The sequence below is a fragment of the Chryseobacterium cupriresistens genome (genome assembly GCF_046614675.1).
Taxonomy (GTDB): Bacteria; Bacteroidota; Bacteroidia; order Flavobacteriales; family Weeksellaceae; genus Chryseobacterium; species Chryseobacterium cupriresistens.
On the sequence record NZ_JBKKJT010000002.1, the window covers coordinates 176,216 to 192,570 of the forward strand.

A 16,355-nucleotide genomic window follows, 5' to 3' on the forward strand; every position below is an offset into this window, starting at 1 on the left:
TGTATATTTTGATTATTTCTTTATTAATTTCATTTTCTCCGCAATTTTTCTTGCGTTATCATCAGACTGTTCAAGTTGGCTGATAATATTATTAAAATCACTTTCTTTTCTGTTCTGAGAAAGTTTTTGTTTGATGAATATTTCGGTTGGAATAACTTTAATCCCAAAAGCACCTTTCATTTCCTTTTCCACAAATTCCCTTCCCATGTCTTTCACCATCATTGGACATTGCTGGAAATTTTCATATTTGGACGTTAATTTATCCAAATGGACATACAGTTCATCATGATCCATTATTTCAACTTTTCCCCGGATTTGTACCGCCTCATAATTCCAAGTGGAAACATTAATATGATCATACCAGCTGCTGGATATATAAGTGTGGGCTCCCAAAAAGTCACAAAGAACTTCATCACCATCCTGTAAGGTTTTTGCCTGGGGATTTGCTCTTGAAATATGAGTTTCAATATAGACATTTTGAGGATCATCTTCATTAAGCATCATCATAGAATGGGTTGCCCGTATCTTATCAACAGAAGAAATCAGTAAAGCAAAAGAGTTTTCTTTGATAATCTCTCTCATCAAATTGTAATCTTCGCTTCTGTATAATTTAGGTATAAACATAAACTAATCAATTCTCATTAACCTTAAACTAAACTTTAAACGTTGAACTTCAAACCCAAAACTTTGAATTAAAATAGTTCTCCCGGGTTTTTAGGTCTTGTAATATTCAAATGTTTGTAAGCTTTGTCGGTAACTTCCCGTCCTCTTGGAGTTCGGATAATAAAACCTTCCTGGATCAGAAACGGTTCATATACTTCTTCCAGGGTTTCCGGATTTTCGGCAATTGATGTTGCCAGGGCAGAAATACCAACCGGTTTTCCTTTAAAATTTTCAATCATGACACGCATGATTTTATTATCCATTTCATCCAGACCAAATTCGTCCACGTTTAAAGAATCCAAAGCATATTTGGTAATCTTGATCTCAATCTCACCGTTTCCTTTGATTTCGGCAAAATCACGTACTCTTCTCAGTAATGCATTGGCAATCCTTGGCGTTCCACGGCTTCTTCTTGCTATTTCTATCGCAGCATCTTCATAAATGACAACTCCTAAAACCCTTGCACTTCTCTGAATAATGGTTGATAAAAGTTCAATAGAATAATATTCCAGCCTGCTCTGAATCCCGAATCGGGCAAGCATTGGCTTCGTAAGCATTCCACTTCTTGTAGTAGCTCCCACCAGAGTAAACGGATTTAAGGCGATCTGTACACTTCTGGCATTGGGACCTGTTTCCAGCATAATATCAATCTTATAGTCTTCCATAGCAGAATACAGGTATTCTTCCACTACAGGAGAAAGACGATGAATCTCATCAATGAAAAGAACATCATTTTCTTCCAGATTAGTCAATAAGCCCGCTAAACTTCCCGGCTTATCCAATACTGGCCCGGAAGTAATCTTGCAGTTTACCCCAAGTTCATTAGCGATAATATTGGCCAAAGTCGTTTTACCAAGCCCCGGCGGACCGTGTAATAAAACATGATCTAGTGCTCCGCCACGTCTTTTCGCAGCGGTAACAAAAACTTCAAGGTTCTCCAGCGTTTTTCTCTGTCCCGCAAAATCTTTAAAGCTTTGGGGACGGATCTGCTCTTCCTGCATCAGCTCCTCGTTTGAGTAGTTTTCCTTATCTGGATGTAAAAAATCTGGCATTAATTCATTTCATTTACTTCAAAGATAGCAAATTTAGACAAAGGTTGAAGGCCAGATTGAGAAAACGTTGAGATTGATACAGCGGTTTAAGCCTGGGTTGAAAATGAGAACCGCTAAGATTTAAATAATTGGGATATTTTAAGTATTTTTGAGAGAAGAAATTATTAATACATATTAATGAAATTAATAGGACCATTTAAGCAGGTGGTAACACTTGCTAACTTACCCTTAAGAGGAAAACTTTCTGATGAACAGCTTGAAATTATTGCAGACGGAGGAATTGTAGTAGATCAGAATACCATTCAGAAAGTTGGAAGTTTTGAAACATTAAAAACAGAAAATCCCACTATAGAAATTGAACATATTGAAGGAGAGCAGGTTGTTCTTCCTGCTTTTGTAGATTCACATACCCATATTTGTTTCGGAGGAAACCGTGCCAACGATTTTGCTATGCGTAATGCAGGGAAAACTTACCTTGAGATTGCAGAAAGCGGTGGTGGAATCTGGAGTTCCGTACAGCATACAAGAAATGCATCAGAAGAAGAACTGTTAAAAACTTTAATAGAAAGAATCAACTTTTTGGTTGATCTGGGAATTACCACCATTGAAGTGAAGAGCGGCTACGGTCTGGATGTGGAAAGCGAGTTGAAGATGCTTAGAATTATTAAAAAAGCACAGAATGAAACTAAAGCCACTTTAGTTCCTACCTGCCTTTCAGCACATTTAAAACCAAAAGATTTTGAAGGAAGCAACCCTGAATATCTGGAATATATCCTTACCGAAATTTTACCGAAAGTAAAAGAAGAAGAATTGGCAAACAGAGTAGATATTTTTATTGAAAAATCTGCTTTTCAGCCTGAAGAAAGTAAAGAATTCTTATTAAAAGCAAAAGAATTAGGTTTTGAAATTACCGTTCATGCAGATCAGTTTACCCCTGGAAGTTCAAGAATTGCAGTAGAAGTAGGAGCGAAGTCTGCAGACCATCTGGAAGCAACCATTGATGAAGATATTCAATTCCTTGCAGAGTCTGACACCGTAGCAACAGCTCTTCCCGGAGCGAGCCTTGGACTTGGCGAGAAATTTACCCCTGCAAGAAAATTATTAGACGCAGGTGCTATCGTGGCTATTGCTAGTGACTGGAATCCGGGCTCTGCCCCAATGGGAAATCTCATTACCCAGGCATCTATTTTAGCCACCTTCCAAAAGCTTACAACAGCTGAAGTTTTGGCAGGGATGACCTTCCGTGCTGCTTTTGCATTGGATCTTGAAGACAGAGGACAATTGGAAACAGGGAAAAAGGCAGATTTTGTCACTTTTAAAACCAATAATTTCCAGAATATACTGTATAACCAGGGAAGCCTGAAAACTGAACATGTTTATATTGATGGAAATCTTATATAAAATTATTAAATAACCATATTTGTTCTTCAATCGATGCTGATTGAATAACAGACAATAGGCAAATGACTGAATAATGAGTACTATTTGGCAAGGCAGATTGGACGGAGAAGAACTTCTCTATCACAGAATATTTCAACGGGTAAAAGAAGAACGTAATTACGACAATATTTCTACAGGAGATTTTGCATTGCACGGTTTTGCTGTAGATGAAGGAGTAAGAAGAAACAAAGGCCGTCAGGGAGCAAAAGATGCTCCAGATGTGATCAGGAAAAATATGTCTAATTTTCCGGTGATTCTTCCTGACTTTTCCATGCTGGACTTTGGGAATGTTACCTGTGAAGACGGCAATCTGGAAAATACACAGAATAACCTTGCCAAAAATGTGTCAAAAGTACTTTTAAAAGGAGGAAAATCTCTTGTTTTAGGTGGAGGTCATGAAGTGACGTATGCTCATTATCTGGGCGTTAAAACAGCCTTTCCGGAACAGAAAATAGGAATCATCAATATCGATGCCCATTTCGATAACAGACAGCCGGAAAAAGGAGTAGGACCAAGCTCCGGAACCGGGTTTTGGCAGATTGCTCAGGAAGGACCTATCCATTCTTTGCATATTGGAATCCAGAGAAACTCCAATACATTAAAGCTTTTTGATACCGCTCATCAGTATGGAATGAAATATATTCTGGCAGACGAATTATTTTTTGAAAATCTTACCTCCGTCTATCAGCGTATTGACGAACTGCTGGACAGTGTAGATTATGCCTATCTTACCATTTGCATGGACGTCTTTAATGCATCAGTCGCTCCTGGAGTTTCCGCGGCGGCATATAACGGTATCTTTGCAGATACAGCTTTTATGCATTTTTACAGACATATCTTAAAAAATAAAAAACTGGTAGCGCTGGACGTGGCAGAAGTGAACCCTTCTTTCGATATCCAGGACAGAACAGCAAGACTGGCAGCATGTCTTGTGAATGAATGGCTAATGATTTAAGATAAAGTTATATTCTTCCGATAGAGAAAATCATTATTTTATTGACCCTTAAGGAATGGAATTTGCTGATTTCACCGTGCTTTTAAAATAAAGGCGCTTATAAATTCATTAGCTGAATTTAAAACAGAAATTTATATTATGGAACAATTAATTGAAAGCAAGCTTATTAAAGCAGATAAAGCGTTTTCAGTGTGGAGAAAAGTGCCGTTTGAGGAAAGGCAGAAGTTAATTGCAAAAGCAGCGGAAATTTTAAAGAATAATTCGGAGAAATTTGGAAAGATAATTACAACAGAAATGAATAAACCCATTTCAGAATCTATTGCTGAAGTGGAAAAGTGTGCTTTAATGATGAATTATTATGCAGGCGCCGAGAATACTTTACAACCAGAAAAAGTAGAATCGGAATTTGCTTATTCTGAAGTTCACTATGCTCCGAAAGGAGTAATCTTAGGTGTAATGCCGTGGAATTTTCCTTTCTGGCAGGTATTGAGATTTGCTACTCCTGCCATTTTAGCAGGAAATACAATAGTTTTGAAGCATGCTTCAATTTGTTTCGGAAGCGGAAATGCCATTGAAGAAGTTCTTCTGGAAGCAGGTTTTCCGGAAGGTGTTTTCCAGAATCTTGAGGTAGGACATAAAGCGGTAAAGGAAATCCTTGAACATGATACTATAAAAGGGGTAAGCTTGACAGGCAGCGGAAAAGCCGGAGGAGAAGTTGCTTCAATAGCCGGTTTAAATATCAAAAAATCTTTGCTTGAATTAGGTGGAAGTGATGCGTTTATTATTTTTGATGATGCAGATCTTGAAGAAGCAGCCAGAGCCGGTGTAAAATCAAGACTTCAAAACTGCGGGCAAACCTGTACTGCGGCAAAAAGATTTATCATTGATGAAAAAATTGAAGATCAGTTCTTACCAATCTTCATTGAAGAATATAAGAAATATGAGATTGGAGATCCTTTAGATAAAGAAACCAAACTGGCCGGAATGGCGAGACCTGACCTTGCTGATGAACTGGAAGCTCAGTTCAACAGGGCATTGGAAAATGGTGCTGAAATTATTATTCCTCTGGAAAGAGTTTCTGAAAATGAATTTAAACCAGGTTTAATCAGAGTGAAGGAAGGAAATCCTATTTTAAAAGAAGAACTTTTCGGACCTCTGGGTATGGTGATGATTGCAAAAAATGATGAAGAGGCTTTACAAATGGCCAATGATATTCCATTCGGGCTTTCCAATTCCGTATGGACTAAAAATAAAGACCGTCAGCTATTCTTCATTGAAAACCTTGAATCTGGAACAGTCAATATCAACCGTATGACAAGCTCTGATCCCCGTTTTCCTTTCGGAGGATCAAAAGCTTCCGGATATGGAACAGAATTGTCTTTACTGGCTTTAAAAGAATTTGTAACAGCTAAGACGATTGTAGGAAATTAAAAGGATAAAATGTCATGCCGAGGAAACAAGGAATCTCAGAGATTCTTCACTTCACTTCGTTGCGTTCAGAATGACAAACTACCATTTATAAGTTAACAGTAAACTTTACACTATAAAATAAAAACTCCCGGAAACTAGTTTCCGGGAGTTTTTTATGCTTTGACAAAAAGTAATTTTGCTTATTGCTTATACTGTCGTAAGTCTCAATGTATTCGTTTTTCCACCTTCATATGATGGAGTAGCATTGATATTGATGACGAAATCTCCGGTTTCAATATAACCATAGTTATGCGTTAACATATTGACCTGGATGATCGTTTCGTCAGTAGACTTCTTCATATCGTAGTAATAGGCATGTACACCCCAAAGAAGGTTCAACATCGTAATTACTCTTCTGTTACCACTATATACGATGATGTGGGAGTTTGGTCTGTGTGCTGCAAGCTGGAAGGCTGTATATCCTGAATGAGTAAGGGTTACAATAGCAGAAACATTGGTTGTTTTAGCAATTCTTACTGCTGCAAGACAAACCCTGTTGGTAATGAATCTTTCATCAATACAGTTATAATCTTTCTCGATAGGCTCATTTTTGTGTTGGTAGAAATGAGTAGTTTCGATATTTTTTACAATTTTAGCCATGTTTTCCACAACCTGTACCGGATATCTGCCTACTGAAGTTTCTCCGGAAAGCATTACAGCATCAGCTCCGTCCAATACAGAGTTCGCAACGTCGTTTACTTCCGCTCTTGTTGGTGTTAAGCTGTTGATCATCGTTTCCATCATCTGAGTGGCAATGATAACAGGTTTAGAGTAGAATCTTGCTTTTTCTACCAGGTTTTTCTGGATCGCAGGAACTTCCTCCATAGGAACTTCTACCCCAAGGTCTCCACGTGCTACCATTAATCCGTCGCATTCAAGAAGGATTTCATCAATATTTTTAACGCCTTCAGGTTTTTCAATCTTCGCAATAATAGGAGTCTTGAATTTACCGTTCGGGTGGTTTGCAATTAATTCTTTCAGGTCAATAATGTCCTGTGCGTGACGTACGAAAGAAAGAGCAATCCAGTCAACTTCCATGTCAAGCATGAAATTAGCATCCTGAACATCTTTTTCCGTTAATGCAGGAAGAGAAACATTTGTATTAGGTAGATTAACTCCTTTTTTAGAACTTAACGGACCTCCCTGAATGGTTTTTGCTTTTACAGTATCTTTTTCATTGGTTTCGATAACCTCCAGCATTAGTTTCCCGTCATCAATAAGGATTCTTTCCCCTACTTTTACGTCTTGTGGAAACTGTTGGTACGTCATGTACACCTTTGTGGAATCTCCCTCCATCTTTTCATTGGTGAAGGTAAGAATGTCACCCGGGTTCAGATAAGATCCTTCCTTTACAACTCCCACTCTCAGTTTAGGTCCCTGTAGATCGCCGAGGATTCCTACAGAATAACCATACTCACTGTTTAGCTCTCTAATTATTTCAATATTTTTTCGAACTAAGTCGTAATCTGCATGCGAAAAATTTATTCTGAAAATATCAACACCCGCTTTCATTAGATCTAACATTACCTCCTTCGACGATGAAGCAGGCCCTAGTGTTGCGATAATTTTTGTCTTCTTTAAATACTTATTCATAATACTGGATAATTTGATAAAGTTCCTCTTCAGAACTCAATGTATAATCTTGAATTGGAAAAACAAGATTTTCAGGGAGCAAAATTACGGAAAAATCAGGAAACTGTTCCGAACTATGCAGAATATATTCCACATCTACCTGATTATTTAATAAAAATTTAATGTTTTCTTCTTCTGTAAAGAGTTCTGTCTGGATTTTTTTTTGCTTACTTTCGGAAGATTTATTGGAAATGAAGGTAAAACAGGTCTTCGAAAACTTGTGATAGGCTTCATATCTTGGAAAAAAATAATCATAATAACCTCCATGAAAGACAAGATCTTTCTTTCTTGAAAAACTGAGGTTGTTGATTTGATTTATTTTGTAGAAAAACTCGTGAGCAGGTATATCTTTGGCTAATCTTACCAATCCTATGGCAATATCTTCAAATTCTATATCATCAAGATCATAAAGTTTTTGAATTTCCAAGTATATTTTCTTTTTTGTTTAAAATATAAAATGCCCTCTGTGCTGCTTTTTCCTCTGCCTTCTTCTTGGAAGTCTCTGTTGCATTAGCAATTTTTTCGTCTCCCAGCCATACATGGCACCTGAATACGACAGATTTATTCGCCTGTATTTCCTCGCAGGTTTCATACTTTATATTGACTTTCTTCTTCTGGCTCCATTCGAGCAGGAGACCTTTATAGCTTACAATTTTGTTTTCAAGCTTATTGATCTCGGAAGGGGTCAGCAACTTTTCCAGAATAATCCTTTTACAGGTATCATAATGGAAGTCTAAATAAACGGCACCGATTAAGGCTTCGAATAAATTTCCAGAGATATTCTCTCCCAAAGCTGATGAGCTGTTCTGCTTTTGCAGAAGGCTGGTAAGCTTGAGATCTTCTCCTAATTTATTGAGGTTTTTCCTATTAACAATCTTAGATTTCATTTGTGTCAGGTATCCCTCATTGGCCTGAGGATAAGTCTGGAACAAATGACAAGAAATAATTGTACCCAAAACAGAATCTCCCAAAAATTCAAGTCTTTCGTAATTGCTGTCTTGATTTTTAGAAGAATTTTTCAAAGAAAAAGCTTCGCGGTAAAGAGCAATATTCTGTACCTCGGTACCCAATACTTTTCTAAGCTCGGTACTGAGAAAATACTCTCTCTCCGTTAATTGTCTTTTTCTTTTTTTGAGAAGGAATTTAGAAAAGTATTTCTGTAACTCCATTCATTGAATTTAGATTTTCTTAAATAGAACGCAAGCGTTGTGCCCGCCAAATCCAAAAGTATTGCTCATGGCTACTTTTACATCTTTCTTCACAGCTGTATTAAACGTAAAGTTTAATCGGCTGTCAATATTTTCATCATCAGTAAAATGGTTGATGGTTGGAGGAACAGTACCATGAATAATAGTTCCCAATGCAGCGATAGCTTCAATAACACCTGCAGCACCTAAAAGATGGCCAGTCATTGATTTTGTAGAATTAATCTGAATGTCATAAGCATGCTCGCCTAATAATTTCGAAATTGCATTGGATTCTGCGATGTCTCCTAATGGAGTAGAAGTACCATGCATGTTGATATGATCTACTTCATCAGCAGTTAAGCCTGCATCTTCCAAACAGTTTTTCATTACCAGATAAGCGCCAAGGCCTTCAGGATGTGGAGCAGTCATGTGATGTGCATCAGCACTTAAACCACCTCCCAGTAATTCTGCATAAATTGTAGCACCACGTTTTACAGCGTGCTCATATTCCTCAAGAACAATACATCCTGCCCCTTCACCTAATACAAATCCATCTCTGTCTTTGTCAAAAGGTCTTGAAGCTGTTTTTGGATCGTCATTTCTTGTAGAAAGTGCCATCATTGCGTTGAATCCACCGACACCACTTGCTGTAACGGCTGCTTCAGAGCCTCCACACACAATCACGTCTGCTTTTCCTAACTGGATCAGCATTTTGGAATCAATTATAGCATTTGCTGAAGATGCACATGCAGATACAGTTGTATAGTTTGGTCCGTGGAAACCGTATTCAATTGAGATATGTCCTGGAGTGATATCCGCAATCATTTTTGGGATAAAGAAAGGGTTGAATCTCGGAATTTCCGTATTGGCCCATCCTAACACTTCAGTTTCAAAAGTCTCTAATCCTCCGATTCCGGAACCCCAGATTACACCAACTCTGTTTTTATCTACATTGTCTTCAATAATGCCGGAATGCGCTACTGCTTCTCTTGCAGCAACAAGTCCCAATTGAGTATTTCTATCCATTTTTTTAGCTTCTTTCTTATCGAAATGCTGTAACGGATCGAAATTTTTTACCTCGCAAGCAAACTTAGTTTTAAAGTTTGTGGCATCAAAAAGAGTAATCGGAGCGGCACCGCTCTCACCTTTCACAAGATTTTCCCAGTATTCTTTTGCATTATTTCCTATTGGTGTTATTGCTCCAAATCCGGTTACAACTACTCTTTTTAATTCCATAAACTTTGTTTAATTTCTTTTTTTGTTGAAGAATATTATTTATTTACTACTTCTTCGATGTAAGCGATAGCGTGTCCTACAGTAGTAATTTTTTCAGCTTGATCATCAGGGATCTGAATGTTAAATTCTTTTTCAAATTCCATGATTAACTCAACTGTATCTAGTGAATCAGCTCCTAAATCGTTAGTGAAGCTAGCTTCAGGAGTTACTTCTGTTTCTTCAACGTCAAGCTTATCAGCGATGATAGCTTTTACTCTTGATGCAATGTCTGACATAGTAAATTATTTTTTTAATTGTTAGATGGTGCAAATATATAAAATTCTTTACGATAAAACATTTTTTTAGTCTTTTTTGTGGACCGGAAGCTTTCATTTTAGATTGTTTCGCTTTAGTCTTTTAGTTTTCAGGTGGTTATATTTATAGTGTTCAGGGAATATAAAACCAATCATGGAATGACAGAGAGAGAAATAGAAGATAATTCTTCTGAACTTCATTGTTAGGTTTGATTGATGAATGGTAGGTCAAAAAAGTAGGGTTGTTTTTAGCGTGATAACAAAAGAGATTTCAAATAAGCTTTATACATCTCAAGATTTTTTTAAAAAACTCATCATATATATAATATATTAATATATAACAGTAAGTTTTATCATTGAAGTTTGGTATAAGCTTGTTTTAAAGTAAAAAACCACTGAATAATCAGTGGTTTCAGTGGAGTTGGAGGGATTCGAACCCTCGTCCAAACAAGCAATACATAAGCTTTCTACATGCTTATTCTACCATTGGTTTTCGACTGGAAGCAGAGGATAGACACCCAACGACCAGCTTATCTTCTGAAATTTTCGAGCTTTAGCCAAAGCTTCTAAAACCTTATTTCTGCATTCCTATATCCCAGGATCAAACGCTGCAGAACTGAGCATTTGTGGAATATCTTGCTTCCCTACTAAAATCTTCGGGAAAACGCTTGATCTACTATACTTCGATATTAAGCTGCAAGAGCGAACTCTTCGTTGCCAGTTAAAATTTTGTAGCAAGGGATTATAGAGATCGCGCTACGGTTCTCTGCATGCTTACTTACCCATTGGTCTTGCTGTCGAAACCAGTCAACCCCATGAATAAAGTGAATACAAAGATAGTGCTTTTTGTTTACATTTCATTAATATCGATGGTTTTAATAGAAATTACGAAATAAAATGAGTAACCTGAAGGTAGTAAGAATTGAATATCCAGTGATTGTGATAAAAATATTATTGTTTGCTAACAGGCTTTAATACGGGGTTTTTAAACAGTCATAGGGTGGATTAGTGATTGTTTATGGCAATATATTTTGTGTTCTGATAAAAAATGTCTACTTTTGCAATCCAAAATGAGATGTAAAATATGTTAATAATTCCAGTAAAAGATGGTGAATCCATCGACAGAGCTTTAAAAAAATACAAGAGAAAATTTGATAAAACAGGAACTGTTCGTCAATTAAGATCTAGACAACAGTTTATTAAGCCTTCTGTAACTTTGAGACAAGCTAGACTAAAAGCGGCTTACAAACAAAGAGCGCTTAGCAAAGAAGAGCAGGCTTAAGATTTTTTCTTAACCATATATTAATTCACTTCTTAAATTCTTATATTTGAGGAGTGAATTTTTATTTTTATACCCTATGATGCTGGAAAAGTTTTTAGAATACTTACAATTCGAAAAAAGATATTCTCCTCATACCATCACAAGCTACAAAAAAGACCTTGAAGACTTTTCCCATTTCTTTCTCCGAACAGAATCTTCTGACAATTTAGCCAAGGCAGACAAAAAAATTATCCGGAATTTTATTGTCGAACTGAGTGAAAACGACATTTCGAAAAGAAGTATCAATAGAAAATTATCTTCTCTCCGCAGTTTTTATCTTTTTCTTTTAAAAATAGGTGAAATTACAGTTTCTCCCGTTGAAGGGATTTCTTCCCTGAAGTTTTATGCTGAAAAACAGATTCCTATGTCTAAAGAGGAAATGACAGATCTCAATGAAAGAGTTTTTGAACAGGTACATGACGTGCTTGAAAAGTGCATTATGGAGGTTCTTTATCAGACGGGAATGCGTAAAGCGGAACTTTGTGGCCTGATATTTGAGAATGTTGACTTATATGGAAATGAATTAAAAGTAATAGGGAAAGGGAACAAAGAAAGGGTAATTCCCATTTCCAATGAATTGTCTGAACTTCTGAAAAGTTATCTGGAAATAAGAAATCCGCAGACAGAATTTAAATCATATTTTTTCGTCAATAAGAAAGGGAAAAAACTCAATGAAAAATTTGTTTATGTGGTAGTTAATAAGTACCTTAGTCTTGTAACAACGAAAGAAAAAAAAAGTCCTCACATCCTTCGGCATAGCTTTGCTACCCACGTATTGGATAATGGGGCGGAGATCTCCAAAGTGAAAAAAATATTAGGGCATTCCAGCCTTGCCAGTACTCAAGTCTATACGAATGCTAATATTGAACAATTGAAAAAAGTGTTTAATCAGGCTCACCCTCGAGCATCAAAAAAAGAAGAATTATGAAGATTTCAGTACAATCAATTGGTTTAACTCCACACGAACCACTAGAATCACACATCGACAAAAAAGTAAGTAAATTGGATACCTTCTATGACAAAATTCAGGAGTGTAAGGTGTTCTTGAAAGTTGAAAATAATTCGGATAAAGCCAACAAAACTGCCGAGATTATTTTAGCGGTTCCGGGAGACGATATCGTAGTAAAGAAGACCACTACAAGTTTTGAAGAAAGTCTGGACCTTTGCGTTGATACTGCTAAAAAGCTATTAATCAAGAAAAAAGAAATGGCGTAGAAAAAAAAGTTAAAAAAAGTTTATAAAAAATTTGAGAATTCAAAAAATCCGTTCTATATTTGCACTCGCAAAAAAGGAACAGCGATCTTTTGAATTCTTTTTTATATTTGCCTCCATAGCTCAGTTGGCCAGAGCACGTGATTTGTAATCTCGGGGTCGTGGGTTCGAATCCCTCTGGAGGCTCATAAAATATAAACTTTTGGGGAGATTCCAGAGTGGCTAAATGGGACTGACTGTAACTCAGTTGCTTCGGCTTCGTAGGTTCGAATCCTGCTCTCCCCACTTTATATTTTTATAAAAAAAACTTGCAAGATTAAATAAGTTTTCTTAGTTTTGCACAGCGTTTACCAATAGTTTTGGAAACAAAATTGCGGAAGTAGCTCAGTTGGTAGAGCGTCAGCCTTCCAAGCTGAATGTCGCGGGTTCGACCCCCGTCTTCCGCTCAATAGAATCACACAATTAAGAGTGATTTTTTTAACACTGGAATGTGTAGAGTAGAGTTTCTCGATCAGTTTCAGTCCTTTATTAAAATGCCTCCATAGCTCAGTTGGCCAGAGCACGTGATTTGTAATCTCGGGGTCGTGGGTTCGAATCCCTCTGGAGGCTCATTTTAATATAAAATATCTGGGGAGATTCCAGAGTGGCTAAATGGGACTGACTGTAACTCAGTTGCTTCGGCTTCGTAGGTTCGAATCCTGCTCTCCCCACATTTTATATTATAAAAAAAACTTGCAAAATTAAATAAGTTTTCTTAGTTTTGCACAGCGTTTACCAATAATTTTGGAAACAAAATTGCGGAAGTAGCTCAGTTGGTAGAGCGTCAGCCTTCCAAGCTGAATGTCGCGGGTTCGACCCCCGTCTTCCGCTCAACGAAAATCACGCTACTTAGTGTGATTTTTTTAGTTGATGCCGACTTAGCTCAGCGGTAGAGTGCTTCCTTGGTAAGGAAGAGGTCACGGGTTCAAGTCCCGTAGTTGGCTCTTAATTTTCCCGAATTTCTTCGGGATTTTTTATGCCCTAATTTTAGATGGAATCTCATTGCAAAAGGAACCGCATGAAACAGGATTTTGCTGAGTTCTAAAAAAATCACGGAAGATTTATATGCTCTGAAGTATTTTGGTTCTTACATATAAAAAAAGTAAGTGTTTAATATTGTCTTTGAACTTTACAAAATGGGAAGTTCACACTATAAAGCGGTGAAATTAATTTTGAACTTATACACTGGGTATAGTGTCATTAAAATAGCCCTGACTCAGGGCTAAATTACAATAGATAAGTAATATTGTAGGAGTTTTATAAGTTATATTTTACTTTTACGCCAATATATCCAGGTAATCTTTGAATAATACTTGTTTGAAGAGTTACATTTTGTAGTGTAGATAAGATAATTTGAGTTTTATTAAAATTTAAAATATCATTTCCAATGACACTATATTCCCATTTTTTACTATAATCATAAGAAATTTCAAAATCGGTCTTTAAAAAATGCTGTTTTTGTTCAGAGATATAAATATTATAGTGATTTCGGAAGTAGTATTTAAAATGTTTATTAATAATACCATCAAAATCTGCAAATAGTTCAGTTCTATCATTAGATATTTTTTTATTTAAATTTGTATAGCTACTTATATTTTTTTGTTTAGAAACTCCTATTTCATAATTAAAAATTCCATTTTTAAAAACACTCATTAAACTTGCTTTTAAAATGATATTTTGTGAAGTAATAGGATTTTCTATTTGATCTATTATATTTATTGAATTTGAGTGTGAATAAGACCCATTTAATTTTATTTTAGCTTTAAGGAAACTAACTTTCTTATCTAAATTAATATTTGTAAACCAGTTTTGTGTAGGTGTTGAGTTAAGAACTTGGCTTATTACAATATATTGTGGAAGCAATTGGCTAGCGGTTATAATTGATTTTTCATTTTTAGTATAATTGAAACTTAGATTTAATATAGTACCTGAAAACAAATTGAAATATCTTAAATAAACGCTGAAATTATGACTTCGCATAGGAAGTCCTAAATCCAAGATGTTATTTTGCAGAATTCTGTTATAATCATCCAGTATGGGTTGTATAAAAGTCTGATTAGTATTTGCAAAATCATTCTTTACCTGATAAGATAAATTAAGTTCAGATAATTGATTTAACTGAAATTTTACATTGGCTTTTGGCAAGTATAAAAGCCTGTTTAAAGAAGTATAGTATAAAAGTGTATTCTGTAAAGAAAATTGAAAAAAACCTTTACGCTTATAAATACTAAATTCAGTATTGAAGAAATTTCTACTGATTTTATTGTTATTTGAATATTGAGAGTTTTCGATTGAAGATAAAAAACTATCTTGAGTTAAAGAATATCCTAATCCTATATAATAAATCAGTTTTTTGGGCTTAAAGGTATAAGTACTCAAAAGTCCATAAGTTTCCTGATTATATTTTTTATCCTGTAGTAACGGAGAATCTAAATTTAAAACATTGGGGAAGTTATCTAACTGAAAGTTATTTTGTTGGTAATTAATGTCATTGAAAATATACAAAGCCAAAAGCTTTGTTGGAGATAATTTAGAAGTATAGCTTAATTGTTGAGATAGCGTATAAGGGGTATCATGTACTTTTTCGTCAATTCTATTTTCTATATTACCAAAAGTTTGATCTATTTGAACGTCTTTTTTTCCACTGTATGGATCAAATGCTAAACTATATGTAAGTAGACTGTTATCTGAGACTAAATAGTCCAAATTGGCTCTTGTTCGGTTAAAAAATAATTGCTCTTTTGTTTTTATATTTTCAGTAGTGCTGTAACTTGAATTTTGGTCGAAAAAAAGCGTATTATTTAGGATGTTTTTATTTTGGTTAACATTATTAAAGATACTGTATATGTTAAGTTTTGTCTTTTTTGAGAGATAAGAAGTGAGATTCAATGCTCCAAAATTGTTATATTTTTTCGTCATCCTGTCATCACTAATAAGAGTTGTTGGCATTATAAAATCTGTGTTGCCAACATTGCGTTTGCTTACAAAATCATTTTTAGATGAAATAATCATTTGAAAGTATTGATCAAATGTAATTACTTCATCATTTATATTGTTTGAATTTCCTATAAAGCTCATGTTTGTAGTTTTATCAAATTTAAACAAGTTTACTCCGGCTTTGTAGCGTCCTTCATATGCAGAGATTAAAGTAGTATTTCCCGTTATTTTACCTTTATATTCTTTTTTGATTCCAATATTTATGGCTGTTTTATCCGAAGGTTCCAAGTCCTTTATTTTCGCATTATCTGAATAATGATTGATAACTGCAATATCATCAATCATATCTGCATCTAAATTTTCAGTGGCAAGTTGATGATTATCACCAAAAAAGTCCTTTCCATCTACAAGAAGGTTATCTACTTTTTTTCCTCCTATTTTGATTTGCCCATCATTTCCTACTTCAAACCCTGGAAGTTTATTAAGAATATCTTTAAGGTTATGTTCCGAACCCGTTGTAAAGTATTTTGTTTTATAGGATATAGTATCACCGCTTTGCTTTAAAGCTGAAGCCTGTCCGATAATCTTAACTTCCTCAACCTGATTTATTTTTTCTGAAAGAATTATTTCTAATTCTACTGATTTTTGATCATTGCTTATAGTAATGTTCCTTTTTAGAGGTTCGAAAAGTATTTTATTAACCTCTAATGTATAAGAGGGCTCTTTGTTAACCTGAAAAGTGAAATTACCATTTGAATCAGAGTTTTGAAAAGAAAGTGTTTTTCCGTTATTGTCTAATATCTGAACAATAGCATCTTCCACAGGATTATGATTTTTATTTAAAATTTTTCCATTAACTTTTATCTGAGAAAAAAAGAAAACAGGAAAACAGAAAATAAGAAAAATAGAACTCTTCAT

At 35.3% G+C, this 16,355-nt stretch carries 14 protein-coding genes, 7 tRNA genes and 1 other RNA gene; 13 read left to right on the forward strand and 9 right to left on the reverse strand.

The annotated features are described in order from the left end of the window. Positions 1-12 precede the first annotated feature (12 nt). Both ACLI50_RS06025 and ruvB read right to left on the reverse strand, forming a co-directional pair. Positions 13-624 carry an FMN-binding negative transcriptional regulator gene (locus ACLI50_RS06025; protein ID WP_202841488.1) on the reverse strand — a complete coding sequence of 204 codons (612 nt, stop codon included), beginning with the start codon at positions 622-624 and terminating at the stop codon, positions 13-15. Positions 625-692: 68 nt separating this feature from the next. Then, positions 693-1,715, reverse strand: coding sequence for a Holliday junction branch migration DNA helicase RuvB (gene ruvB, locus ACLI50_RS06030; protein ID WP_202841486.1), 1,023 nt, complete (start codon positions 1,713-1,715; stop codon positions 693-695). Between the two features lie 177 nt (positions 1,716-1,892). Between ruvB and hutI the strand changes: the two genes are divergently transcribed. From hutI to ACLI50_RS06045, 3 genes are all read left to right on the forward strand, one after another. After that, positions 1,893-3,116 (forward strand): imidazolonepropionase, encoded by a 1,224-nt coding sequence (hutI, locus tag ACLI50_RS06035; RefSeq protein ID WP_202841484.1) that lies wholly within the window; start codon positions 1,893-1,895, stop codon positions 3,114-3,116. 73 nt (positions 3,117-3,189) lie between these two features. After that, entirely contained in the window at positions 3,190-4,110 is a 921-nt protein-coding gene (gene hutG, locus ACLI50_RS06040; protein WP_202841482.1) for a formimidoylglutamase, read from the forward strand. Positions 4,111-4,248: 138 nt separating this feature from the next. Then, positions 4,249-5,541, forward strand: a complete 1,293-nt coding sequence (locus ACLI50_RS06045; protein ID WP_202841480.1) for an aldehyde dehydrogenase family protein — start codon at positions 4,249-4,251, stop codon at positions 5,539-5,541. A gap of 186 nt (positions 5,542-5,727) precedes the next feature. On the opposite strand, the gene pyk is transcribed toward ACLI50_RS06045, so the two are convergent. From pyk to ssrA, 6 genes are all read right to left on the reverse strand, one after another. Beyond that, positions 5,728-7,173 carry a pyruvate kinase gene (gene pyk, locus ACLI50_RS06050; protein ID WP_110008248.1) on the reverse strand — a complete coding sequence of 482 codons (1,446 nt, stop codon included), beginning with the start codon at positions 7,171-7,173 and terminating at the stop codon, positions 5,728-5,730. After that, positions 7,166-7,639 carry an IPExxxVDY family protein gene (locus ACLI50_RS06055; protein WP_110008247.1) on the reverse strand — a complete coding sequence of 158 codons (474 nt, stop codon included), beginning with the start codon at positions 7,637-7,639 and terminating at the stop codon, positions 7,166-7,168. The genes pyk and ACLI50_RS06055 overlap by 8 nt, the downstream gene beginning before the upstream one ends. Then, positions 7,617-8,381 (reverse strand): ribonuclease III, encoded by a 765-nt coding sequence (gene rnc / locus ACLI50_RS06060; RefSeq protein WP_076594972.1) that lies wholly within the window; start codon positions 8,379-8,381, stop codon positions 7,617-7,619. Before rnc ends, ACLI50_RS06055 begins: the two co-directional genes overlap by 23 nt. A gap of 9 nt (positions 8,382-8,390) precedes the next feature. Further along, positions 8,391-9,635, reverse strand: coding sequence for a beta-ketoacyl-ACP synthase II (fabF, locus tag ACLI50_RS06065; protein ID WP_002976350.1), 1,245 nt, complete (start codon positions 9,633-9,635; stop codon positions 8,391-8,393). Positions 9,636-9,670: 35 nt separating this feature from the next. Continuing rightward, a complete protein-coding gene (locus tag ACLI50_RS06070) occupies positions 9,671-9,910 on the reverse strand; it encodes an acyl carrier protein (RefSeq protein WP_002976354.1) in 240 nt (79 codons plus the stop codon). Positions 9,911-10,341: 431 nt separating this feature from the next. Then, positions 10,342-10,743: a transfer-messenger RNA gene (ssrA, locus tag ACLI50_RS06075) on the reverse strand. A 269-nt stretch (positions 10,744-11,012) separates the two neighbouring features. On the opposite strand from ssrA, the gene rpsU reads away from it, so the two are divergent. The 10 genes from rpsU to ACLI50_RS06125 all read left to right on the forward strand — a co-directional run bounded on the left by rpsU (position 11,013) and on the right by ACLI50_RS06125 (position 13,444). Beyond that, complete coding sequence (rpsU, locus tag ACLI50_RS06080; protein WP_034693154.1) at positions 11,013-11,210, forward strand: 30S ribosomal protein S21; 198 nt, start codon at positions 11,013-11,015, stop codon at positions 11,208-11,210. Positions 11,211-11,289: 79 nt separating this feature from the next. Then, positions 11,290-12,177, forward strand: coding sequence for a tyrosine-type recombinase/integrase (locus tag ACLI50_RS06085; RefSeq protein WP_343643282.1), 888 nt, complete (start codon positions 11,290-11,292; stop codon positions 12,175-12,177). Next, the gene (locus ACLI50_RS06090) at positions 12,174-12,464 is read left to right on the forward strand and encodes an HPF/RaiA family ribosome-associated protein (RefSeq protein WP_002976393.1); all 291 of its coding nucleotides are present in this window, start codon (positions 12,174-12,176) and stop codon (positions 12,462-12,464) included. The genes ACLI50_RS06085 and ACLI50_RS06090 overlap by 4 nt, the downstream gene beginning before the upstream one ends. Before the next feature lie 109 nt (positions 12,465-12,573). Continuing rightward, positions 12,574-12,647, forward strand: a tRNA-Thr gene (locus ACLI50_RS06095). Positions 12,648-12,665: 18 nt separating this feature from the next. Beyond that, positions 12,666-12,746 (forward strand) — tRNA-Tyr (locus ACLI50_RS06100). Positions 12,747-12,834: 88 nt separating this feature from the next. After that, positions 12,835-12,907 (forward strand) — tRNA-Gly (locus ACLI50_RS06105). Positions 12,908-12,996: 89 nt separating this feature from the next. After that, positions 12,997-13,070, forward strand: a tRNA-Thr gene (locus ACLI50_RS06110). A gap of 20 nt (positions 13,071-13,090) precedes the next feature. Further along, positions 13,091-13,171: transfer RNA gene (locus ACLI50_RS06115), tRNA-Tyr, on the forward strand. A gap of 87 nt (positions 13,172-13,258) precedes the next feature. Next, positions 13,259-13,331 (forward strand) — tRNA-Gly (locus ACLI50_RS06120). A gap of 41 nt (positions 13,332-13,372) precedes the next feature. Further along, positions 13,373-13,444: transfer RNA gene (locus ACLI50_RS06125), tRNA-Thr, on the forward strand. A gap of 313 nt (positions 13,445-13,757) precedes the next feature. Here ACLI50_RS06125 and ACLI50_RS06130 read toward each other — a convergent pair. Then, the gene (locus ACLI50_RS06130; protein WP_343644019.1) at positions 13,758-16,355 is read right to left on the reverse strand and encodes a carboxypeptidase-like regulatory domain-containing protein; all 2,598 of its coding nucleotides are present in this window, start codon (positions 16,353-16,355) and stop codon (positions 13,758-13,760) included.